15 protein-coding genes are annotated in these 17,098 nt (G+C 69.8%); 11 read left to right on the top strand and 4 right to left on the bottom strand.

What is annotated here, in order from left to right:
* Nucleotides 1-89: 89 nt before the first annotated feature.
* Together ACFVDO_RS15055 and ACFVDO_RS15050 are read right to left on the bottom strand one after the other, a co-directional pair.
* The gene (locus ACFVDO_RS15055; protein WP_378858001.1) at nucleotides 90-1,118 is read right to left on the bottom strand and encodes an ABC transporter substrate-binding protein; all 1,029 of its coding nucleotides are present in this window, start codon (nucleotides 1,116-1,118) and stop codon (nucleotides 90-92) included.
* 89 nt (nucleotides 1,119-1,207) lie between these two features.
* Entirely contained in the window at nucleotides 1,208-2,092 is an 885-nt protein-coding gene (locus tag ACFVDO_RS15050) for an ABC transporter ATP-binding protein (RefSeq protein WP_378858000.1), read from the bottom strand.
* 29 nt (nucleotides 2,093-2,121) lie between these two features.
* Here ACFVDO_RS15050 and ACFVDO_RS15045 point away from each other — a divergent pair, with 29 nt between their 5' ends.
* Complete coding sequence (locus ACFVDO_RS15045; protein ID WP_378857999.1) at nucleotides 2,122-3,102, top strand: siderophore-interacting protein; 981 nt, start codon at nucleotides 2,122-2,124, stop codon at nucleotides 3,100-3,102.
* Here ACFVDO_RS15045 and ACFVDO_RS15040 read toward each other — a convergent pair.
* Nucleotides 3,069-4,154 (bottom strand): VanZ family protein, encoded by a 1,086-nt coding sequence (locus ACFVDO_RS15040; RefSeq protein WP_378857998.1) that lies wholly within the window; start codon nucleotides 4,152-4,154, stop codon nucleotides 3,069-3,071. The two genes, ACFVDO_RS15045 and ACFVDO_RS15040, sit on opposite strands and share 34 nt — an antisense overlap.
* 61 nt (nucleotides 4,155-4,215) lie before the next feature.
* On the opposite strand from ACFVDO_RS15040, the gene ACFVDO_RS15035 reads away from it, so the two are divergent.
* From ACFVDO_RS15035 to ACFVDO_RS15000, 8 genes are all read left to right on the top strand, one after another.
* Nucleotides 4,216-6,282 carry an APC family permease gene (locus ACFVDO_RS15035; RefSeq protein ID WP_378857997.1) on the top strand — a complete coding sequence of 689 codons (2,067 nt, stop codon included), beginning with the start codon at nucleotides 4,216-4,218 and terminating at the stop codon, nucleotides 6,280-6,282.
* Nucleotides 6,283-6,477: 195 nt separating this feature from the next.
* Nucleotides 6,478-6,618, top strand: coding sequence for a hypothetical protein (locus ACFVDO_RS15030; protein WP_378857996.1), 141 nt, complete (start codon nucleotides 6,478-6,480; stop codon nucleotides 6,616-6,618).
* Nucleotides 6,615-6,704, top strand: a complete 90-nt coding sequence (locus tag ACFVDO_RS15025) for a potassium-transporting ATPase subunit F (protein WP_378857995.1) — start codon at nucleotides 6,615-6,617, stop codon at nucleotides 6,702-6,704. Before ACFVDO_RS15030 ends, ACFVDO_RS15025 begins: the two co-directional genes overlap by 4 nt.
* Nucleotides 6,704-8,386, top strand: a complete 1,683-nt coding sequence (kdpA, locus tag ACFVDO_RS15020; protein ID WP_378857994.1) for a potassium-transporting ATPase subunit KdpA — start codon at nucleotides 6,704-6,706, stop codon at nucleotides 8,384-8,386. The genes ACFVDO_RS15025 and kdpA overlap by 1 nt, the downstream gene beginning before the upstream one ends.
* A 2-nt stretch (nucleotides 8,387-8,388) precedes the next feature.
* Nucleotides 8,389-10,539: a potassium-transporting ATPase subunit KdpB gene (kdpB, locus tag ACFVDO_RS15015; protein WP_378857993.1), complete on the top strand. Its 2,151-nt coding sequence runs from the start codon at nucleotides 8,389-8,391 to the stop codon at nucleotides 10,537-10,539.
* Nucleotides 10,540-10,551: 12 nt separating this feature from the next.
* A complete protein-coding gene (kdpC, locus tag ACFVDO_RS15010; RefSeq protein ID WP_378857992.1) occupies nucleotides 10,552-11,163 on the top strand; it encodes a potassium-transporting ATPase subunit KdpC in 612 nt (203 codons plus the stop codon).
* Nucleotides 11,160-14,057 (top strand): DUF4118 domain-containing protein, encoded by a 2,898-nt coding sequence (locus ACFVDO_RS15005; RefSeq protein WP_378857991.1) that lies wholly within the window; start codon nucleotides 11,160-11,162, stop codon nucleotides 14,055-14,057. The genes kdpC and ACFVDO_RS15005 overlap by 4 nt, the downstream gene beginning before the upstream one ends.
* On the top strand, nucleotides 14,054-14,725 hold the full coding sequence (locus ACFVDO_RS15000) for a response regulator (RefSeq protein WP_378857990.1): 672 nt from the start codon (nucleotides 14,054-14,056) through the stop codon (nucleotides 14,723-14,725). The genes ACFVDO_RS15005 and ACFVDO_RS15000 overlap by 4 nt, the downstream gene beginning before the upstream one ends.
* Nucleotides 14,726-14,950: 225 nt before the next feature.
* Here the strand turns inward: ACFVDO_RS15000 and ACFVDO_RS14995 are convergent, their stop codons facing one another.
* Complete coding sequence (locus ACFVDO_RS14995) at nucleotides 14,951-15,646, bottom strand: NADPH-dependent F420 reductase (RefSeq protein ID WP_378857989.1); 696 nt, start codon at nucleotides 15,644-15,646, stop codon at nucleotides 14,951-14,953.
* A 79-nt stretch (nucleotides 15,647-15,725) separates the two neighbouring features.
* Here ACFVDO_RS14995 and ACFVDO_RS14990 point away from each other — a divergent pair, with 79 nt between their 5' ends.
* Both ACFVDO_RS14990 and ACFVDO_RS14985 read left to right on the top strand, forming a co-directional pair.
* Nucleotides 15,726-16,325 carry an NADPH-dependent FMN reductase gene (locus ACFVDO_RS14990; protein ID WP_378857988.1) on the top strand — a complete coding sequence of 200 codons (600 nt, stop codon included), beginning with the start codon at nucleotides 15,726-15,728 and terminating at the stop codon, nucleotides 16,323-16,325.
* Nucleotides 16,326-16,488: 163 nt separating this feature from the next.
* Nucleotides 16,489-17,085, top strand: a complete 597-nt coding sequence (locus tag ACFVDO_RS14985) for a GNAT family N-acetyltransferase (protein WP_378857987.1) — start codon at nucleotides 16,489-16,491, stop codon at nucleotides 17,083-17,085.
* Nucleotides 17,086-17,098 lie beyond the last annotated feature (13 nt).

Raw genomic sequence — 17,098 nt, 5'->3', positions numbered from 1 at the left:
CTCCCCGGATGTGTTCATCGCGTAGCGCACGCGACCCGACCTACCGACATTTCGTCTCGCTCCGCTCGCTCAATGTCCGGGGAACGAGCTCAGCCGACCGCCTTGGCCGCCGCCACGAAGCCGTCGACGATCTGCTCCGCAGAACGCGGGCCGCCGAAGGTCCAGATCCCCGCCGGGAACGCGAAGGTACGGTCGTCCTTGACTGCCGGGATCGACGCCCAGGCGGGGTTCTTCTTGGCGGCGTCGATGAAGTTGTCCGAAGCGGTGTCCTCGGTGCCGGTGTAGAAGAGGTTCGCGTCGCCGATGGTGGTCATGCCCTCGATGTCGGTCTTGCCCAGGCCGTAGGCCGGGTCGACCTCGCCGGTCCAGGCGTTGGTGAGGCCGACTGCCTCGCCGAGCTCACCGATGAGCGAGCCCTGGCCGAAGGGGCGGATGGAGACGTTGCCGCCGTCGACCCAGCCGTCGATGTAGACGAAGTCGGTGCTCGCGGGCTTCGCGTCGGCGATCTCTGCCTTGGCATCCGCGAGGTGCTTCTCGAATTCGGCGGTGACGTCCTCGGCACGAGCCTCGCGGCCGGTGGCCTTGGCGATGAGGTCGAAGGTCGACAGCATCTGCTTGATCGGGTCCTTGGCGTCGGCACCGAGGGTGGCGAGCACCGGCACGCCGTACTTCTCGAGCTGGCCGATGATCGCGTCGTCACGGGTGTATGCCTCGACGATGACGAGGTCGGGCTTGGTGGCGAAGATCGCGTCGAGATTCGGCTCCTGGCGGGTGCCGACGTCCTTGACGTCCTCGGGGAGCTTCTCGGCGGTGTCCCAGGTGCGGTAGCCGGCGGCATCCGCGACGGCGACGGGCGTGACGCACAGCGTCAATGCGTCCTCGACCTGCTGCCACTCGAGCACGGCGACCCGCTCGGCGGGCTTGTCGAGCTTGACGGTGCGGCCGAAGGCATCGGTCAGCTCGACCGGACCGGTCGAGGTCTTCACATCCTTGCACTGGTCACCCGCTGCGGCAGGTGCCTTCGATGAGGTGGGTTCGTCCACGGACGTGGTGCCGCACCCGGCGAGTGCCAGGGCCAGGGTTCCGAGGACGGCGACGGCGGCGAGGGACTTCTTCATTCGGGTTCCTTTGCGTGAGAAGTGCAGGTCGTGGTCGGGCATGGTTCGCCGGGGCCTTGAGCTGTCAGGGCCCCTTCGCGGCGGCGCGGTCAGGCGGTGGCGTGGATGCTGGCGGGTGGCGCGGATGCGGCGCGCTCGCGGTGCCGGCCGCGCGGGATGACCCGCACCCGGCCGGTTTCGGCGTCGAGCACGGTGTCGATACGCAGGCCGTACACCTCGGTGAGGTGCTCACCGGTGAGCACGTCGGCCGGGTGTCCGGCCGCGTGCACGCGCCCCTTGTGCAGCAGTACGACACGGTCGGCGACGGATGCCGCGTGGTCGAGATCGTGCAGCACGACGCCGAGCGCGGTGCCGTTGTCGGCCAGATCGCGCACCAGGTCGAGGGTCTCGATCTGGTAGCGCAGGTCGAGGTGGTTGGTGGGCTCGTCCAGCAGCAGGATGCCGGTGCTCTGCGCCAGCGAGGTCGCCAGCCAGACGCGCTGCAGCTCACCACCGGAGAGCTCGTCGACGGGGCGATCGGCCATCTCGGCGAGTCCGGTCAGCTCGAGGGCGCGGGCGATGGCCGCGCGGTCGGCGTCGGCGAAGCCGGAGAACCGGCTGCGGTGCGGGTGCCGGCCGTAGGCGACGACATCGCGCACCTCGAGTCCGGAGGGGTGCGGACGCGACTGCGACAGCATCGCGACGGTGCGGGCGAACTCCTTGGCGGAGAGGGATGCCGCGTCACGGGCATCCGTCTCGGAGCCGGTGCTCGTGCCGACGCGGACCGTGCCCGAGTCGATGCCGTGCAGGCGGGCGAGGGCGCGCAGCGCCGTCGACTTACCGCTGCCGTTCGGGCCGACGAGGGCGGTGACAAGGCCGGGCTCGAGGTGAAGGGAGACGCCGTGCACGACCTCGGTACGGCCGTAGCTGAGCACCAGGTCGTCGCCGCGCAGTTCGTCGGCGAGAGCGTCTCGGGAGTTCTCGTGGTCCTTCACGTTAGGGAAGCCTAACCTATGATGGAAGAGTGAGCCACCCCGCCTACCGGACTTATTCCACGACCGTCAGCCGTGTCACCGCCCTCTCTCCGAATTTCACGCGCATCACGCTGACCGGAGACGACCTGGTGCACTTCGCCACCGACGGGCTCGATCAGCGCATCAAGCTGATCCTCCCCCTGCCCGACGGCACCATCACCGACGTGGGCCAGTTCGATGAGGGGTTCAACGGGGACTGGTACAAGCGCTGGCGGCAACTGCCTGATGAGAAGCGCAATCCGATCCGCACCTACACCGTTCGCGCAGCCCGCCCCGAGGCGCGCGAGATCGACGTGGACTTCGTGCTGCATGGAGTCGAGGGCCCGGCATCCGCCTGGGCGAGCGGCGCGGCCGAGGGCGACGCCCTGCAGGTCGTCGGACCGGACGCCCGCGCCGTGGAGCGCGGCGGGCTCGAGTGGAAGCCCGGCGACGCCGGCACCGTGCTGATCGCCGGCGACGAGACCGCCGCTCCCGCGATCTGCGCGATCGTGCAGTCCCTTCCCGCGGAAGCGCGCGGCGAGGTCTTCGTCGAGGTGCCGACGGCCGCGGATGCTCTCGAGCTGGACGCTCCGGATGGCGTGCGCGTGACCTGGCTCGGCCGCGACGGCGCCTCTCACGGCGAGCGGCTGACCGTCGCGGTGCACGCCTGGGGCGCGAGGCGTTCTTCGACACACCCAATGCCGGCTGCTTCGGTTCCTGAGCGCCCTTCGTCTCGCTCCGCTCGCTCAGGACCCGCGGGAGACGAAGGACGCTCAGTACCCGCGGGAGACGAAACGACCGAGGGGGAGGAGTCCGACGACATCCTCTGGGAGGTCCCCGAGGCGGCATCCGGAACCGAATACGCGTGGCTCGCCGGAGAAGCCGGCACGATCACGTCGCTGCGCCGGCACCTCGTGCGCGACCTCGGCATCGATCGCCGCTCGGTCGCGTTCATGGGCTACTGGCGGACGGGCCGCGCCGAGGCCTCCTGACGAGGCTCGCGGGCATCCTGCAACTGCTGGCCGGAGAGGATGCCGGGCAGGCCCCGGCCGTTCCGGGTGAAGAACAGCATCACCACGGCGACCACTGTGAGCAACCACGACACCGTGTCGAAGAATCCACCGAGGAGCCCGATCGCGGAGAGGCCCGCGATGCCGCCCAGCCAGCGCAGCAGCCGGGGAAGCGGCTGCGGCATCCGGCTGCCGGAGTACCGCAGCTGCACCGCGAAGTCGCCGATCGACTGACCCGTCACCAGGATCACGAACAGCCACAGCACGACCGCCGCGGCCGTGCCGATGAAGCCCGAGACCACGCCTTCGGTCATCGTCTGCCGGTCGCGCAGCACGTAGCCGATGAACAGCTGCGCGCCGATCGAGACGCCCACCGTCACGAACCAGAATCCGAGGCCGTCGCACAGCATCGCCAGCGCACGGCGACCGCGGGTGACCGGTCGCGGCATCCCGGCATCCGCCGCCGGTGTCATCCCGCGATACGCCCGCGGCACGATCAGCCCGGCGATCGAGCCGAGCACGGCCCCGGTCGTGTTGGTCATCAGGTCGCCGACGTCGAAGAAGCGATAGGCGCAGGGGTACAGCCCCCACACGCCGGTCAGCTGCGTGGTCTCGATGAACAGTGACAGCCCGAATCCGATGAACAGGGCGACCAGGATGCCGCGCCCGCCGATCACCCGCACGAAGAAGCCGAGCGGCGCGAACAGCAGCACGTTGAACACCGGTTGCAGGATCGCCGGGTTCGTGATGGTGCGGCCCGGCGCGGCGATCGCCTTACGGACGTCTCGCACCACCGACATAGGGTCGGTGATCGCGCCCACGCAGCGGATCGTGTCGGGATCGGGCAGCGGCAGCAGCGTGTAGGTCCAGATGGCCCAGAAGTAGATCAGCGCCGCCAGCCAGAGCAGCAGACGACCGGCGGACAGCCGTCCGCGACGCCGATAACTGACCGCGACGAACGGCACGAAGAGCAGGATGCCGATACCCAGCCCGATGGCGATGGCGAGCACGCCGAGCAGAACCTGATCCCCCATGGGACGAGTCTATTTCGAGGCCTTCCACCTCCCGGATTGCACGGCGCCCCGCGCAGGCGTAGTGTCGCCGTTCGTGGCAAATGACGAACGCCCGGCGGAACAGACCGCCAAGCGCCTGCTTCTGGGTGAGCCGCTCACCACTGAGGCGGCCAACGAGCAGCTGCTCCCGAAGCGCATGGCGCTGCCGATCTTCGCATCCGATGCGCTGAGCTCCGTGGCCTACGGGCCGCAGGAGATGCTGATGATCATGCTGATCGGCGGCACCGCGTTCCTGACGCTGAGCCCGTGGATCGCGGCGGCCGTCGTGCTGCTGCTGATCGTGGTGGTGCTCAGCTACCGGCAGATCATCAAGGCGTACCCGTCGGGCGGCGGCGACTTCGAGGTGACGCAGAAGAACCTCGGCGAGATCCCGTCGGTGATCGTCGCGGCCGCGCTGCTGGTCGACTACGTGCTCACGGTCTCGGTGTCGATCGCGTCGGGCGTCGACAACATCATCTCCGCGGTGCCGGGGCTGAACCCCGCGCGCGTCGAGCTGGCGGTCGGATTCGTCATCCTGATCGTCATCGTGAACCTGAGGGGCGTGCGCGAGGCATCCGCCGTCTTCGCCATCCCGACGTACATCTTCATCGGCTCGGTGCTCGTGATGATCGTCGCCGGCCTGGCGCGCACCGCCTTCGGTGACGCGCCGGTCGCGGCGAGCGCGGCGTACACGGTGCACGCCGACAGCCTGGGCCAGGCGGCGATGGTGCTGCTGCTGCTGCGCGCGTTCTCCAGCGGATGCTCCGCCCTGACGGGCGTGGAGGCCGTGTCGAACGGCGTTCCGGCGTTCCGCATCCCGAAGATCCGCAACGCGCAGACCACGCTCGCGATGATGGGCTCGATCGCCGCCTGCCTGTTCGCGGGGCTCACCGCACTGGCACTGATCTCGGGTGTGCAGTACGCCGAGAACGCCTGCGACCTGATCGGCTTCGACTGCTCGAACCCGCAGCCCAGCCTGATGGCTCAGGTCGCGGCCGCAACGTTCGGCCCTGGCAGCATCATGTTCTTCATCATCCAGGCGGCGACCGCCTGCGTGCTGCTGCTCGCCGCGAACACCGCATTCAACGGCTTCCCGCTGCTGGGCTCGGTCCTGGCGCGCGAAGGGTATGCACCGAAGGCGCTGAACACCCGCGGCGATCGTCTGGTGTTCTCGAACGGCATGATCCTGCTCGGCATCGCCGCGGTGGGCGTGCTGGTGGTGTTCCAGGCGAACCTGACCAACCTCATCCAGCTGTACATCATCGGCGTGTTCGTGTCGTTCTCACTGGGGCAGATCGGCATGGTGAAGCACTGGCGCCGGCTGATCCGCGAGCACCGGGGACGCGACGAGGCCGTGCCACGGGACATCTTCGTGAGCATGGGCGTGAACCTGGTCGGCGCGATCATGACGGTGTCGGTGCTGGTGATCGTGACGATCACCAAGTTCACGCACGGAGCCTGGCTGGTGTTCCTCGCGATCCCGCTGCTGGCCCTGCTGATGGTCGGCGTGAAGCGGTACTACCGCGACGTCGAGCACGAGATCGCGATCGACGACACCACGCACTTCGGCTCCGAGGGCGATGTCGCGATCGTGCTCGTGAACCGGCTGCAGAAGCCGGTGATCAAGGCCGTCGACTACGCGATGGCCGCCCGGCACGAGAAGACCGTGGCGCTGCACGTCGCGACCGACGCGCACGACGGAGAGCAGCTGCAGAAGGACTGGATCGAGCACCGCATCCCCGTGCCGCTGGTCATCGTGGAGTCGCCCTACCGCACCTACGCGCAGCCGGTCGAGGCGTACATCAAGAAGTACCGCGAGAAGCACGGTCCGTCGGTGATCACCGTGTACCTGCCGCAGTACATCGTCGGGCACTGGTGGGAGAGCGTGCTGCACAACCGTCGCGCCCGCCGCATGGCGAACCAGCTGATGCTGATCCACGGCGTGACCATCACGCTGGTGCCGTGGCTGCTCGACTCGTCTGAGCTGATCTACGGCCGCCGCTCCCGCCCGGTTCCCGGCCAGGAGCGCGCAGGCCGCCCCGTCACGCAGGCCGCCGGACGGCGCGCGCATCGGGATGCCGGGCCGCCGGACGACGACGCGAAGAACTGAGCCGAGATCGCGGCGAACCCCCGAGATCCCACTGAGACCCACGTGCTGCACGTGGGTCTCAGTTCGTTCCCGGGGACTCGCGCGGATCTGCTGCGAGCCCCGCTCCGTGAGTACCCCGTATGGGTCGTGAGGACGCCCGTAGGGATTCCGTGAGGATCCGGATGCCGGCCCCGTGAGAGCGGTGTGATCGGTGACGTGCTCGATCTCATCTATCTCGCGCTGACCGCGCTGATCTTCGTCCTGGTGTCGCTCGTCGCGACCGGGCTCGAACGTCTGTCCCCCCGCCCCCGCGCGTCCGCCGCACCTGAGGCGCTGAACCGGGAGGACCAGGCATGATCGTCTTCGACCTCGCCGCCGTGGTCCTCGGCCTGATCGCCGTCGGCTACCTGCTGGTCGCCCTCATCGCCCCGGAGAAGTTCTGATGAGCGCCGCGGACATCTGGCTCGGCGTGCTCCAGGCCGCCACACTGGTGGCCGTACTCGTGCTCCTGTACCGCCCGCTCGGCGACTACATCGCGCACGTCTACTCCGCCGCCCGGCATCTGCGCGTCGAGCGCGGGCTCTACCGCCTGATCGGCGTCGACCCGGCATCCGAGCAGACCTGGCGCTCCTACGCGCGCGGCCTGCTGCTGTTCTCGGTGGCCGGCATGCTGCTGGTCTACCTGCTGCAGCGGATGCAGCAGTTCCTGCCCCTCTCCCTCGGCCTTCCTCCGGTGCCCGAGGGCCTCGCGTTCAACACCGCGGCGTCCTTCCTGGCCAACACCAACTGGCAGTCGTACACCCCGGAGCAGACCGTCGGACACCTGGTGCAGATGGCCGGCCTCGCCGTGCAGAACTTCACCTCAGCCGCAGTCGGCATCGCCGTGGCGATCGCCCTGGTGCGTGGCTTCGCCCGACGCGGCTCGGCCACGATCGGCAACTTCTGGGTCGACCTGACGCGCGGCACCATCCGGCTGTTGCTGCCGATCGCCGTGATCGGCGCGATCGTCCTGATCGCCGGCGGCGTCGTGCAGAACCTGTCCGGCTTCACCGAAGTGCACACTCTCGTCGGCGGCACCCAGCAGATCCCCGGCGGCCCGGTCGCCTCGCAGGAGGTCATCAAGGAGCTCGGCACCAACGGCGGTGGCTTCTACAACGCCAACTCCGCGCACCCGTTCGAGAACCCCACCCCGTGGACCAACCTGTTCGAGATCCTGCTGATCCTCGCCATCCCGTTCGCCCTGCCGCGCGCCTTCGGCCGGATGGTCGGCGACGACCGCCAGGGCTACGCGATCGTCGCCGTCATGGGGGTGCTCTTCCTCACCTCGCTGACCATCCTCTCGGTGCTGGAGGCGAACGGCCAGGGCCCCGCCCCGCAGTTGGCGGGCGCCGCGATGGAGGGCAAGGAGCAGCGCTTCGGCATCCTCGGCTCCACGCTGTTCGGCAGCGCCTCGACGCTGACCTCGACCGGCGCCGTGAACTCGATGCACGACTCGTACACGGCGCTGGGCGGCATGATGCCGATGCTGAACATGATGCTCGGCGAGGTCGCCCCCGGCGGCGTCGGATCGGGTCTGTACGGCATGCTCGTGCTCGCCGTGATCGCGGTGTTCGTCGGCGGCCTGCTCGTCGGGCGCACTCCCGAGTACCTCGGCAAGAGGATCGGCCCGCGCGAGATGACCCTCGCCAGCCTGTACATCCTCGTCGTCCCGGCACTGGTGCTCGGCGGCACGGCTCTGAGCTTCGCGATCCCCGCCATCCGTGCCGACGTCGAGGGGTCCAGCATCCTCAATCCGGGCACGCACGGTCTCAGCGAGGTGCTGTACGCGTTCACCTCGGCGGCGAACAACAACGGCTCCGCATTCGCCGGACTGACCGCGAACACACCGTGGTTCAACACCGCCCTCGGCATCGCGATGCTGCTCGGCCGATTCGTGCCGATCGTGATCGTGCTGGCGCTCGCCGGTTCCCTGGCCTCGCAGCAGCACGTGCCCGAGACCGCGGGCACCCTGCCCACGCACCGGCCGCTGTTCGTCGGCCTGCTGACGACCGTCGCCGTCGTCATCACCGCACTCACCTACTTCCCCGTGCTCACGCTCGGGCCGCTCGCAGAAGGACTGGTCTGATCATGACCCTCACCGAAATCTCCCCGGCAGACACCACCCCGGATCCTGAGCGCCCTTCGTCTCGCTTCGCTCGCTCAGGATCCGCGACACGCCCGCGCGCCTTCGGCACCGCGCAGCTGATCGCGGCCCTCCCCGGCGCGCTGCGCCGCCTCAACCCCGCACGGTTGCTGCGCAACCCCGTGATCCTGCTGGTCTGGGCAGGCGCGGCGTTCACCACCGTCCTCGCGATCGCCGAGCCTCTGCTCGGGGCATCCGACCCCAGGATCCCCGCCGGGTTCACCTGGGCGATCGCAGGCTGGCTGTGGCTGACCGTGCTGTTCGCCAACCTCGCAGAGGCCGTCGCGGAGGGCCGCGGCAAGGCGCAGGCCGCGAGCCTGCGCAAGACCCGCACGACGACCATGGCGCGACGGGTGGCTTCCGGCGATCCGCTGGACGCGGTCACCGAGGAGGTCGCCTCCTCCGACCTGCGCCTCGGCGACATCGTGATCGTCACGGCCGGCGAGCTGATCCCCGGCGACGGCGACATCGTCGCCGGCATCGCGACCGTCGACGAGTCGGCGATCACGGGCGAGAGCGCCCCGGTCATCCGCGAGTCCGGCGGCGACCGCAGTGCTGTCACCGGCGGCACTCGCGTGCTCTCGGACCGCATCGTGGTGCGCATCACGTCGAAGCCCGGCGAGACGTTCGTGGATCGGATGATCGCCCTCGTCGAGGGCGCGAACCGGCAGCGCACGCCCAACGAGATCGCGCTGAACATCCTGCTGGCGAGCCTGTCGATCGTGTTCGTGTTCGTCGTGCTGGCGCTGAACCCGCTCGCCGGGTACGTCGCCTCACCGGTCGGCATCCCGGTTCTGATCGCCCTTCTGGTCTGCCTGATCCCGACGACGATCGGCGCGCTGCTCAGTGCGATCGGCATCGCCGGCATGGACCGGCTGGTGCAGCGCAACGTGCTCGCGATGTCGGGCCGTGCGGTCGAAGCCGCCGGCGACGTGTCGACCCTGCTGCTCGACAAGACCGGCACCATCACCTACGGCAACCGCCGCGCCGACGACGTCCGCCCCGTCACCGGAACGGATGCCGCGGAGCTGCTGCGCGCCGCCGCACTGTCGTCTCTCGCCGACCCGACGCCGGAGGGCGCCTCGATCGTGGAGCTGGCCGAGGCCGGCGGCATCCGGGTCTCGTCCCCCGAGGGAGCCGTGGCGGTGCCGTTCACCGCGCAGACCCGGATGAGCGGCATCGACCTGCCCGACGGGACGATGATCCGCAAGGGCGCAGGCTCCGCCATCCGCGCCTGGCTCGATTCCTTGGGATCGGATGCCGGTGACGCGGCCGACGAGGCGACCCGATTCGCCGACGACATCGCCGCCTCCGGCGGCACGCCCCTCGTGGTGGCCGTGGCAGTGGACGGCACCGCCCGCATCCTCGGGGTCGTGCACCTCAAGGACATCGTCAAGGACGGCCTGCGCGAACGGTTCGACGAGCTGCGCACGATGGGCATCCGCACCGTGATGATCACCGGCGACAACCCGCTGACCGCTGCGGCGATCGCGAAGGAGGCCGGCGTCGACGACTTCCTCGCCGAGGCCACTCCGGAGGACAAGCTCGCGCTGATCCGTCGTGAGCAGGAGGGCGGCCGGATGGTCGCGATGACCGGTGACGGCACGAACGACGCCCCGGCGCTCGCTCAGGCGGATGTCGGCGTCGCAATGAACACCGGAACCTCGGCGGCGAAGGAGGCCGGCAACATGGTCGACCTCGACTCCGACCCGACCAAGCTCATCGACATCGTGCGCATCGGAAAGCAGCTGCTGATCACCCGCGGAGCGCTCACCACGTTCTCGCTGGCCAACGACATCGCGAAGTACTTCGCGATCATCCCGGCCATGTTCATGGTCGCGTTCCCCGGGCTGAGCGTGCTGAACATCATGCAGCTGCACTCCCCGGCATCCGCTGTTCTCAGCGCGATCGTCTTCAACGCGATCGTGATCGTGTTCCTCATCCCGCTCGCGCTGCGCGGCGTGAAGTACCGGCCCGCGAGCGCCGCACGGATGCTGCAGCGCAACCTGCTGATCTACGGCGTCGGCGGCGTGATCGCACCGTTCCTCGGCATCAAGCTCATCGACCTCGTCGTGAGCCTCATCCCCGGCTTCTGAAAAGGACATCCCATGTCGAACCTTCGCACCAACCTCCGCAGCACCGGGGTCGCGGTTCGCGCCGTGCTCGTGATGACGCTGCTGCTGGGCATCGCCTACCCGCTCGTCATGACCGGCATCGGGCAGATCGCATTCCCGTGGCAGTCGAACGGCTCGGTCGTCACCGAGAACGGGAAGGCCGTGGGCAGTTCGCTGCTCGGGCAGTCCTTCAGCGACGAGAAGGGGAACCCCCTGCCGCAGTACTTCCAGCCCCGCCCGTCCGCCGGCGGCTACGATCCGACGGCCTCCGGCGGCAGCAACCTCGGCCCGTCCAATCCCGACCTGGTGAAGCAGATCGAGCAGCGCCGAGCGGAGGTCGCCGCATTCAACGGCGTCGCGCCCTCGCAGGTTCCCGCCGATGCGCTGACCGCCTCGTCATCCGGACTCGACTCCCAGATCAGTCCCGCGTACGCCCTGCTGCAGGTGCGGCGGGTGGCCGAGGCACGCGACATGCGCGAGGATGACGTGCGGGCGATCGTCGAATCGCACATCCAGGGGCCGGACCTCGGCTTCCTCGGAGAGGAGCGGGTGAACGTGCTGGAGCTGAACCTCGCCCTCGACCAGGCATCCGGGGCATCCCGATGACCCGAGGGCGACTGCGCGTGCTGCTCGGCGCCGCACCCGGCGTCGGCAAGACGTTCGAGATGCTCGCCGAGGGGCACCGCCTGGTCGCCTCGGGGCAGGATGTCGTGGTCGCCATTGTCGAGACCCACGGCCGCACCGCCACGGCGGCGCAGCTGATCGGCCTCGAGCAGGTGCCGCTGCGCACCGTGCAGCACCGTGACGTCGAGCTGCACGAGGTCGACCTCGAGGCCGTCCTGACCCGCGCACCGCAGGTCGCCCTTGTCGACGAGCTCGCGCACACGAACGCGCCGGGGTCGCCGCACGAGAAGCGCTGGCAGGACGTCGAGTCGATGCTGGATGCCGGCATCGACGTGATCACCACGGTCAACGTGCAGCACATCGAGTCGCTGAACGGCGTCGTCGAGAAGATCACCGGTGTCGCCCAGCAGGAGACCGTGCCGGATGCGGTGGTGCGCGCCGCCGACGACGTCGAGGTGGTCGACCTCGCGCCGCAGTCGCTGCGCGACCGGCTTTCGGCGGGGTACGTCTATCCCGCCGAACGGGTGGATGCCGCGCTGTCGAACTACTTCCGGCTCGGCAATCTCACCGCGCTGCGCGAACTGGCGCTGCTCTGGCTGGCCGACGAGGTCGACTCTGCGCTGCGCACCTACCGGGTCGAGCACGGCATCGACAGTGCCTGGCAGACCAGGGAGCGCGTGGTCGTCGCCCTCACCGGCGGACCAGAGGGCGAGACGCTGCTGCGCCGCGGCGCGCGGATCGCCGCCCGCACGGCCGGCGGCGAGCTGATGGCCGTGCACGTGCTCGCGCAGGATGGCCTGCGCGGCGGCGCGCCGGGAGCGCTGGCCGCGCAGCAGCGCCTGGTGGCCTCCCTCGGCGGCAGCTATCACCAGGTCGTCGGCGACGACGTGCCGAGCACGCTGGTCGAGTTCGCGCAGTCGGCGGATGCCACGCAGCTGGTCATCGGCGTGAGCCGCCGCGGCCGGCTCGCTGCGGCGCTGACCGGGCCGGGCATCGGCGCGGAGGTGATCCGCCGATCCGGCGACATCGACGTGCACATCGTCAGCCATGCCGCCGCAGGGGGTCGCGCCGTGCTGCCGCGAATCACCGGCGGGGCGCTCGGCTGGCGGCGGCAGCTGCTCGGGCTGGCGATCGCCCTGGTCGGCGGGCCGCTGCTGTCCTGGCTGCTGTACACGCTGCACTCCCCTGCGGCGATCACCTCCGAGGTGCTGGCGTACCAGCTGCTCGTCGTCGTGGTGGCTCTGGTGGGTGGGCTGCGGCCGGCGCTGTTCGCGGCCGTGCTGTCCGGCCTGACGCTGGACTTCCTCTTCGTCGAGCCGCTGTTCACGGTGACCATCGCCGACCCGCTGCACGCGCTCGCGCTGGTGCTGTACGTCGTGATCGCGGTACTCGTGAGCATCGTGGTGGACCAGGCCGCGCGGCGTGCGCGCGCCGCGCGGCGGGCATCCGCCGAGGCCGAGCTGCTGGCCGGCGTCGCCGGCAACGTGCTGCGTGGCGACAGTGCGCCGCTGGCGCTGGTCAGTCGCGCCCGCGAGGCGTTCGGATTCAGCGGCGTGCGGCTGCTCGACCGGGACGGCACGGTGATCGCGACCGACGGCGAGCCGGTGCCGGATGCCGCACCCGAAGTCGTGCGTGTCGGCGACCGCGCGACGCTCGAGCTGTACGGACCAGCGTTGGATGCTCCCGCGCGCAGGCTGCTCGATGCGATCGTCGCGCAGCTCTCGGCGGCGATCGAGCACGCCGACCTCGCCGCGACGGCTCGGCGAGCCGAGGTGCTCGACGAGACCGACCGGGTACGCAGCGCGCTGCTCTCGGCGATCAGCCACGACCTGCGCCGCCCCCTCGCCGCCGCGATGGCCGCGGTCGGCGGACTGCGGCAGGCGGATGCCGCCGACGCCGCCTCGGGTCCTGGGCAAGCTTCACACCCCACGGATCCTGAGCGCCCTTCGTCCGGCTCACGGACCCTGAGCGAGGAGCGCAGCGACGAGACGAAGGGCGCTCGCTCAGGACCCGGAGCCTTCCCCGCCCCGGATCCTGAGCGAGGAGCGCAGCGACGAGACGAAGGACGTGCTCCCGGCATCCTGTCTCGCGAAGACCGTTCCGCCCTGCTCGAGACCGCCGACGAGAGCCTCGGAACCCTCTCGAAGCTCGTCACCGACCTGCTCGACGTGAGCCGGGTCGAGGCCGGGGTGCTCGCGGTCTCGCTGGCTCCAGTGGATGCGGCCGGCGCCGTGCTCGCCGCCCTCGACGAGTTGGGCCTCGGTCCCGATGAGGTCGAACTCGGGCTGGATGCCGACCTCCCACCGCTGCAGGCCGACTCCGTGCTCCTTCAGCGCGTTCTCGTGAACGTGCTGGCCAACGCGAATCGGCACTCCCCGGCTGGCGGGCGGGTGCTGGTGACCACGAGCCGTCTCGGCACGACGGCCGAGATCCGTGTCGTCGACCGCGGCGTCGGCGTGCCCGCCGACCGTCAGCAGACCATGTTCGCCCCGTTCCAGCGCGAGGGCGACAGCGACAACACGATCGGCCTCGGCCTGGGCCTTGCCCTGTCGCGCGGATTCACGGAGGGCATGGGAGGTAGCCTGACCCCCGAGGACACCCCCGGAGGAGGGCTCACGATGGTGATCGCGCTGCCCGTCGCCGCGGACCCTGAGCAGACTCCACACCCCACGGATCCTGAGCGCACTCCACACCCCACGGACCCTGAGCGCACTCCACACCCCACGGACCCTGAGCGCACTCCACACCACGCGGATCCTGAGCGCACTCCACACCACGCGGACCCTGAGCGCACTCCACACCCCGCGGACCCTGAGCGCACACCACACCCCACGGATCCTGAGCGAGCGAAGCGAGACGAAGGGGCCACCTCATGAAGCTGCTCATCGCGGACGACGATCCGCAGCTGGTCCGCGCGCTGCGGATCACGCTCGCCGCGCACGGCTACGACGTGGTCGCCGCACCCGACGGCGCCGCCGCGATCCAGCTCGCCGCGCAGGCGCATCCCGACATCGTGCTGCTCGATCTGGGCATGCCGCACCTCGACGGGGTGCAGGTGATCCACGCGCTTCGGGGCTGGTCGAACGTGCCGATCCTCGTGGTCTCCGGGCGCACCGGGTCGGCCGACAAGGTCGACGCGCTCGACGCCGGAGCCGACGACTACGTCACCAAGCCGTTCCAGATCGACGAGCTGCTGGCGCGCCTGCGCGCGCTGTCGCGTCGCGCGGCTCCGGCATCCGGTGAGTCCACCGTCGCCTTCGGCGACGTGCTCGTCGACCTGGTCGCCAAGTCGGTGACCCGCGCCGGAGCGCACGTGCATCTCACTCCGACGGAATGGCGGATGCTGGAGCATCTGTCCCGGCATCCGGGTGCACTCGTGACGCGGCAGGAGCTGCTGCGCGAGCTGTGGGGCACCGAACAGGTCGCCGACACCGGCTACCTGCGCCTGTACATGTCGCAGCTGCGCCGCAAGCTCGAGCAGGATCCCTCGAACCCGGTGCACCTGCTCACCGAACAGGGCATGGGCTACCGCCTGATGGTCTGACCTTCCGAAGCTCCGATCTCACTCGTTGCGGGTGTTTCGGCTCAGAACCCGCATCCGTTGAGACCGGAGCAGGCGAGCCCCCGCATCCGGTGCGACCGGAGCTGGGAAGAGGGCATCCGCCCGCCTGCCCGGCTCCCCCGAAGCTCCGGTCTCACTCGTTGTGGGTGTTTCGGCTCAGAACCCGCCTCCGTTGAGACCGGAACCAGGGGAAAACTGGGATGTCGGTCAGAGGCCGCCGCTCGTAAGGTCGCCACCGCTGCGGGCGCGGGCGACGCGGATGCCGCGCTGGGATGCCGGGAAGCGGTCGAGCATCGCGCGCAGCTCGGCCGCGTCGACGTCGGCGCCGAAGGCCTCCGCGCCCGGCTCGAGCATGATGCCGGCGCTCAGCGGGCCCGCGATGACGGGATCGAAGCCGAGGGCGTCCACGAGCTGGGCGACGGTCTCGAGATCCGCCGGGTCGTCGCCGGCGATCGCGATCGCCTTGCGGTCGGCGGAACCGGATGCCCGGGTGTCGTCCTCCAGGTCGTGGAAGCCCATGTGGCTCAAGGCCTTCACCACCCGAGCATCCGACAGGTACGCCTGCACGGTCTCGCTGGTCGTGGTCCGCAGATCATCGAGCTCGGGGCGGATGCCGTCCGATCCCCACCAGTAGTTCATCGCGTCGATCACGAGCTTGCCGCGCAGAGCATCCGCCGGGATCGTGCGGTACTTGCCGAGCGGAAGCGCGAGGATCACGGCATCGGCCTGCTCGGCGACCTCGCGCGCGGTGAGCGCGGTCGCGCCGACGCCGCGTGCGGAGGGTCGGATCAGTGCGGGATCGCCCGACCCGGCCAGAAGCACCCGGATGCCGGCATCCGAAGCGAGCCGCGCGAGCACGAGACCGACCCGCCCGGCACCGAGGATTCCGAGCGTGCCGATCATGCCTCGATCGTATTGCCGCGGCGGAGTGTCGGGAGTAGACCTGTTCCCAGCACCACCTCCCCAGTGATCGGAGCAGGCCATGTCATACCGCATCGGATACCTCGTCGGAAGCCTCGCGAGCGACTCGATCAATCGGGTGCTCTCGAAGGCGCTCGTGAAGCTCGCGCCGGACGACCTCGACATGTTCGAGATCCCGATCCGCGACCTGCCGCTGTTCAACCGCGACGACGAATACAGCCCGACGCCTGCGGTCACGGCCTTCAAAGAGGCGCTGGCCGGCGCCGATGGGCTGCTGTTCATCTCGCCGGAGTACAACCGCTCGATCCCCGGCGCTCTGAAGAACGCGATCGATGTCGGGTCACGTCCGTGGGGGCAGAACTCGTTCGCGCGGAAGCCCACCGGCATCATCGGCGCCTCAGCCGGCGCGATCGGCACGGCGGTGATGCAGTCGTCGATGCGCGGTGTGCTGAGCTTCCTCGACGCCCCGCAGCTGAACGCGCCGGAGGCGTACATCCACTTCAACCCGGAGATCTACGGCGCCGACGGCACGGTCTCGGACGAGAGCACCGCGCAGTTCCTCGGGCACTACATGTCGGAGTACTCGGCCTTCGTCGCCCGCGTGCTCTCCAGCGCGCTGCCCGGCCACATGGGCGACTCCGACCCGGACGTCATGCACTGAGCCGTCCGGTTCGAGCTCCCGGCATCCTCGACCTCGCACCCGGAACAGAGCCTCCTTCGTCGCTCCGGTCTCAACGGATGCGGGTTGCGAGCCGTGAACACCCTCAACGAGTGAGACTGGAGCAGGGTTCGGCCCCGGCAACCTCGCGGGATACCCTGGCCGGATGAGCGACGACGCCTGGCCGATCCGCACCGCCCGCCTCGAGATCCGCCCGTGCGGCGCCTCCGACCTCGACGCGGTGTGGGAGTACCGGCGCCTGCCTGAGGTCAACCGCTGGCTCGGCCGGGCGCCCGCGACCCGCGAGGCGTTCCACGAGACATACACCGACCCCGATCGACTGGCGATGACCTTCGTCATCGAGCTGCTGCCCGGTGACGAGCAGGAGCGGCCGGTGATCATCGGTGACGTGATGGTACGCGTCGAGGACGGCTATGCGCAGGCCGAAGTGGCCGACGCCGCCCGCGCCGTGCAGGCGGAACTCGGCTGGGTGCTGCATCCCGAATTCGTCGGCCGCGGGTACGCGACCGAGGCGATCCGCGCGGTCATCGACACCTGCTTCGGTGCACTCGGCCTGCGCCGCGTGCATGCCGGATGCTTCGCGGCCAACGAGCCGTCCTGGCGCCTGATGGAGCGGCTCGGGATGCGTCGCGAGGAGGACAGCCGCAAGACCGCCCTGCACCGCTCCGGCGAGTGGATGGACGGCCTGAACTACGCGCTGCTCGCGGAGGAGTGGCCCGTGGCGACCGACCCAACCGTGTAATGCCAGTCACTCC

Source organism: Microbacterium sp. NPDC057741 (genome assembly GCF_042798735.1).
Lineage (GTDB): Bacteria > Actinomycetota > Actinomycetes > Actinomycetales > Microbacteriaceae > Microbacterium.
Note: the sequence above shows the minus strand (reverse complement) of the source record. Positions and strands in the feature narration are given on the sequence as shown.

Bases quoted from the DNA above. Each gene is read 5' to 3' on its own strand.
- ACFVDO_RS14990 (WP_378857988.1), top strand. From the start codon at position 15,726: ATGTCATACCGCATCGGATACCTCGTCGGAAGCCTCGCGAGCGACTCG.
- ACFVDO_RS14995 (WP_378857989.1), bottom strand. From the start codon at position 15,646: ATGATCGGCACGCTCGGAATCCTCGGTGCCGGGCGGGTCGGTCTCGTG.
- ACFVDO_RS15000 (WP_378857990.1), top strand. From the start codon at position 14,054: ATGAAGCTGCTCATCGCGGACGACGATCCGCAGCTGGTCCGCGCGCTG.
- ACFVDO_RS15005 (WP_378857991.1), top strand. From the start codon at position 11,160: ATGACCCGAGGGCGACTGCGCGTGCTGCTCGGCGCCGCACCCGGCGTC.
- ACFVDO_RS14985 (WP_378857987.1), top strand. From the start codon at position 16,489: ATGAGCGACGACGCCTGGCCGATCCGCACCGCCCGCCTCGAGATCCGC.
- ACFVDO_RS15055 (WP_378858001.1), bottom strand. From the start codon at position 1,118: ATGAAGAAGTCCCTCGCCGCCGTCGCCGTCCTCGGAACCCTGGCCCTG.
- ACFVDO_RS15025 (WP_378857995.1), top strand. From the start codon at position 6,615: ATGATCGTCTTCGACCTCGCCGCCGTGGTCCTCGGCCTGATCGCCGTC.
- kdpC (WP_378857992.1), top strand. From the start codon at position 10,552: ATGTCGAACCTTCGCACCAACCTCCGCAGCACCGGGGTCGCGGTTCGC.
- ACFVDO_RS15040 (WP_378857998.1), bottom strand. From the start codon at position 4,154: ATGGGGGATCAGGTTCTGCTCGGCGTGCTCGCCATCGCCATCGGGCTG.
- kdpA (WP_378857994.1), top strand. From the start codon at position 6,704: ATGAGCGCCGCGGACATCTGGCTCGGCGTGCTCCAGGCCGCCACACTG.
- kdpB (WP_378857993.1), top strand. From the start codon at position 8,389: ATGACCCTCACCGAAATCTCCCCGGCAGACACCACCCCGGATCCTGAG.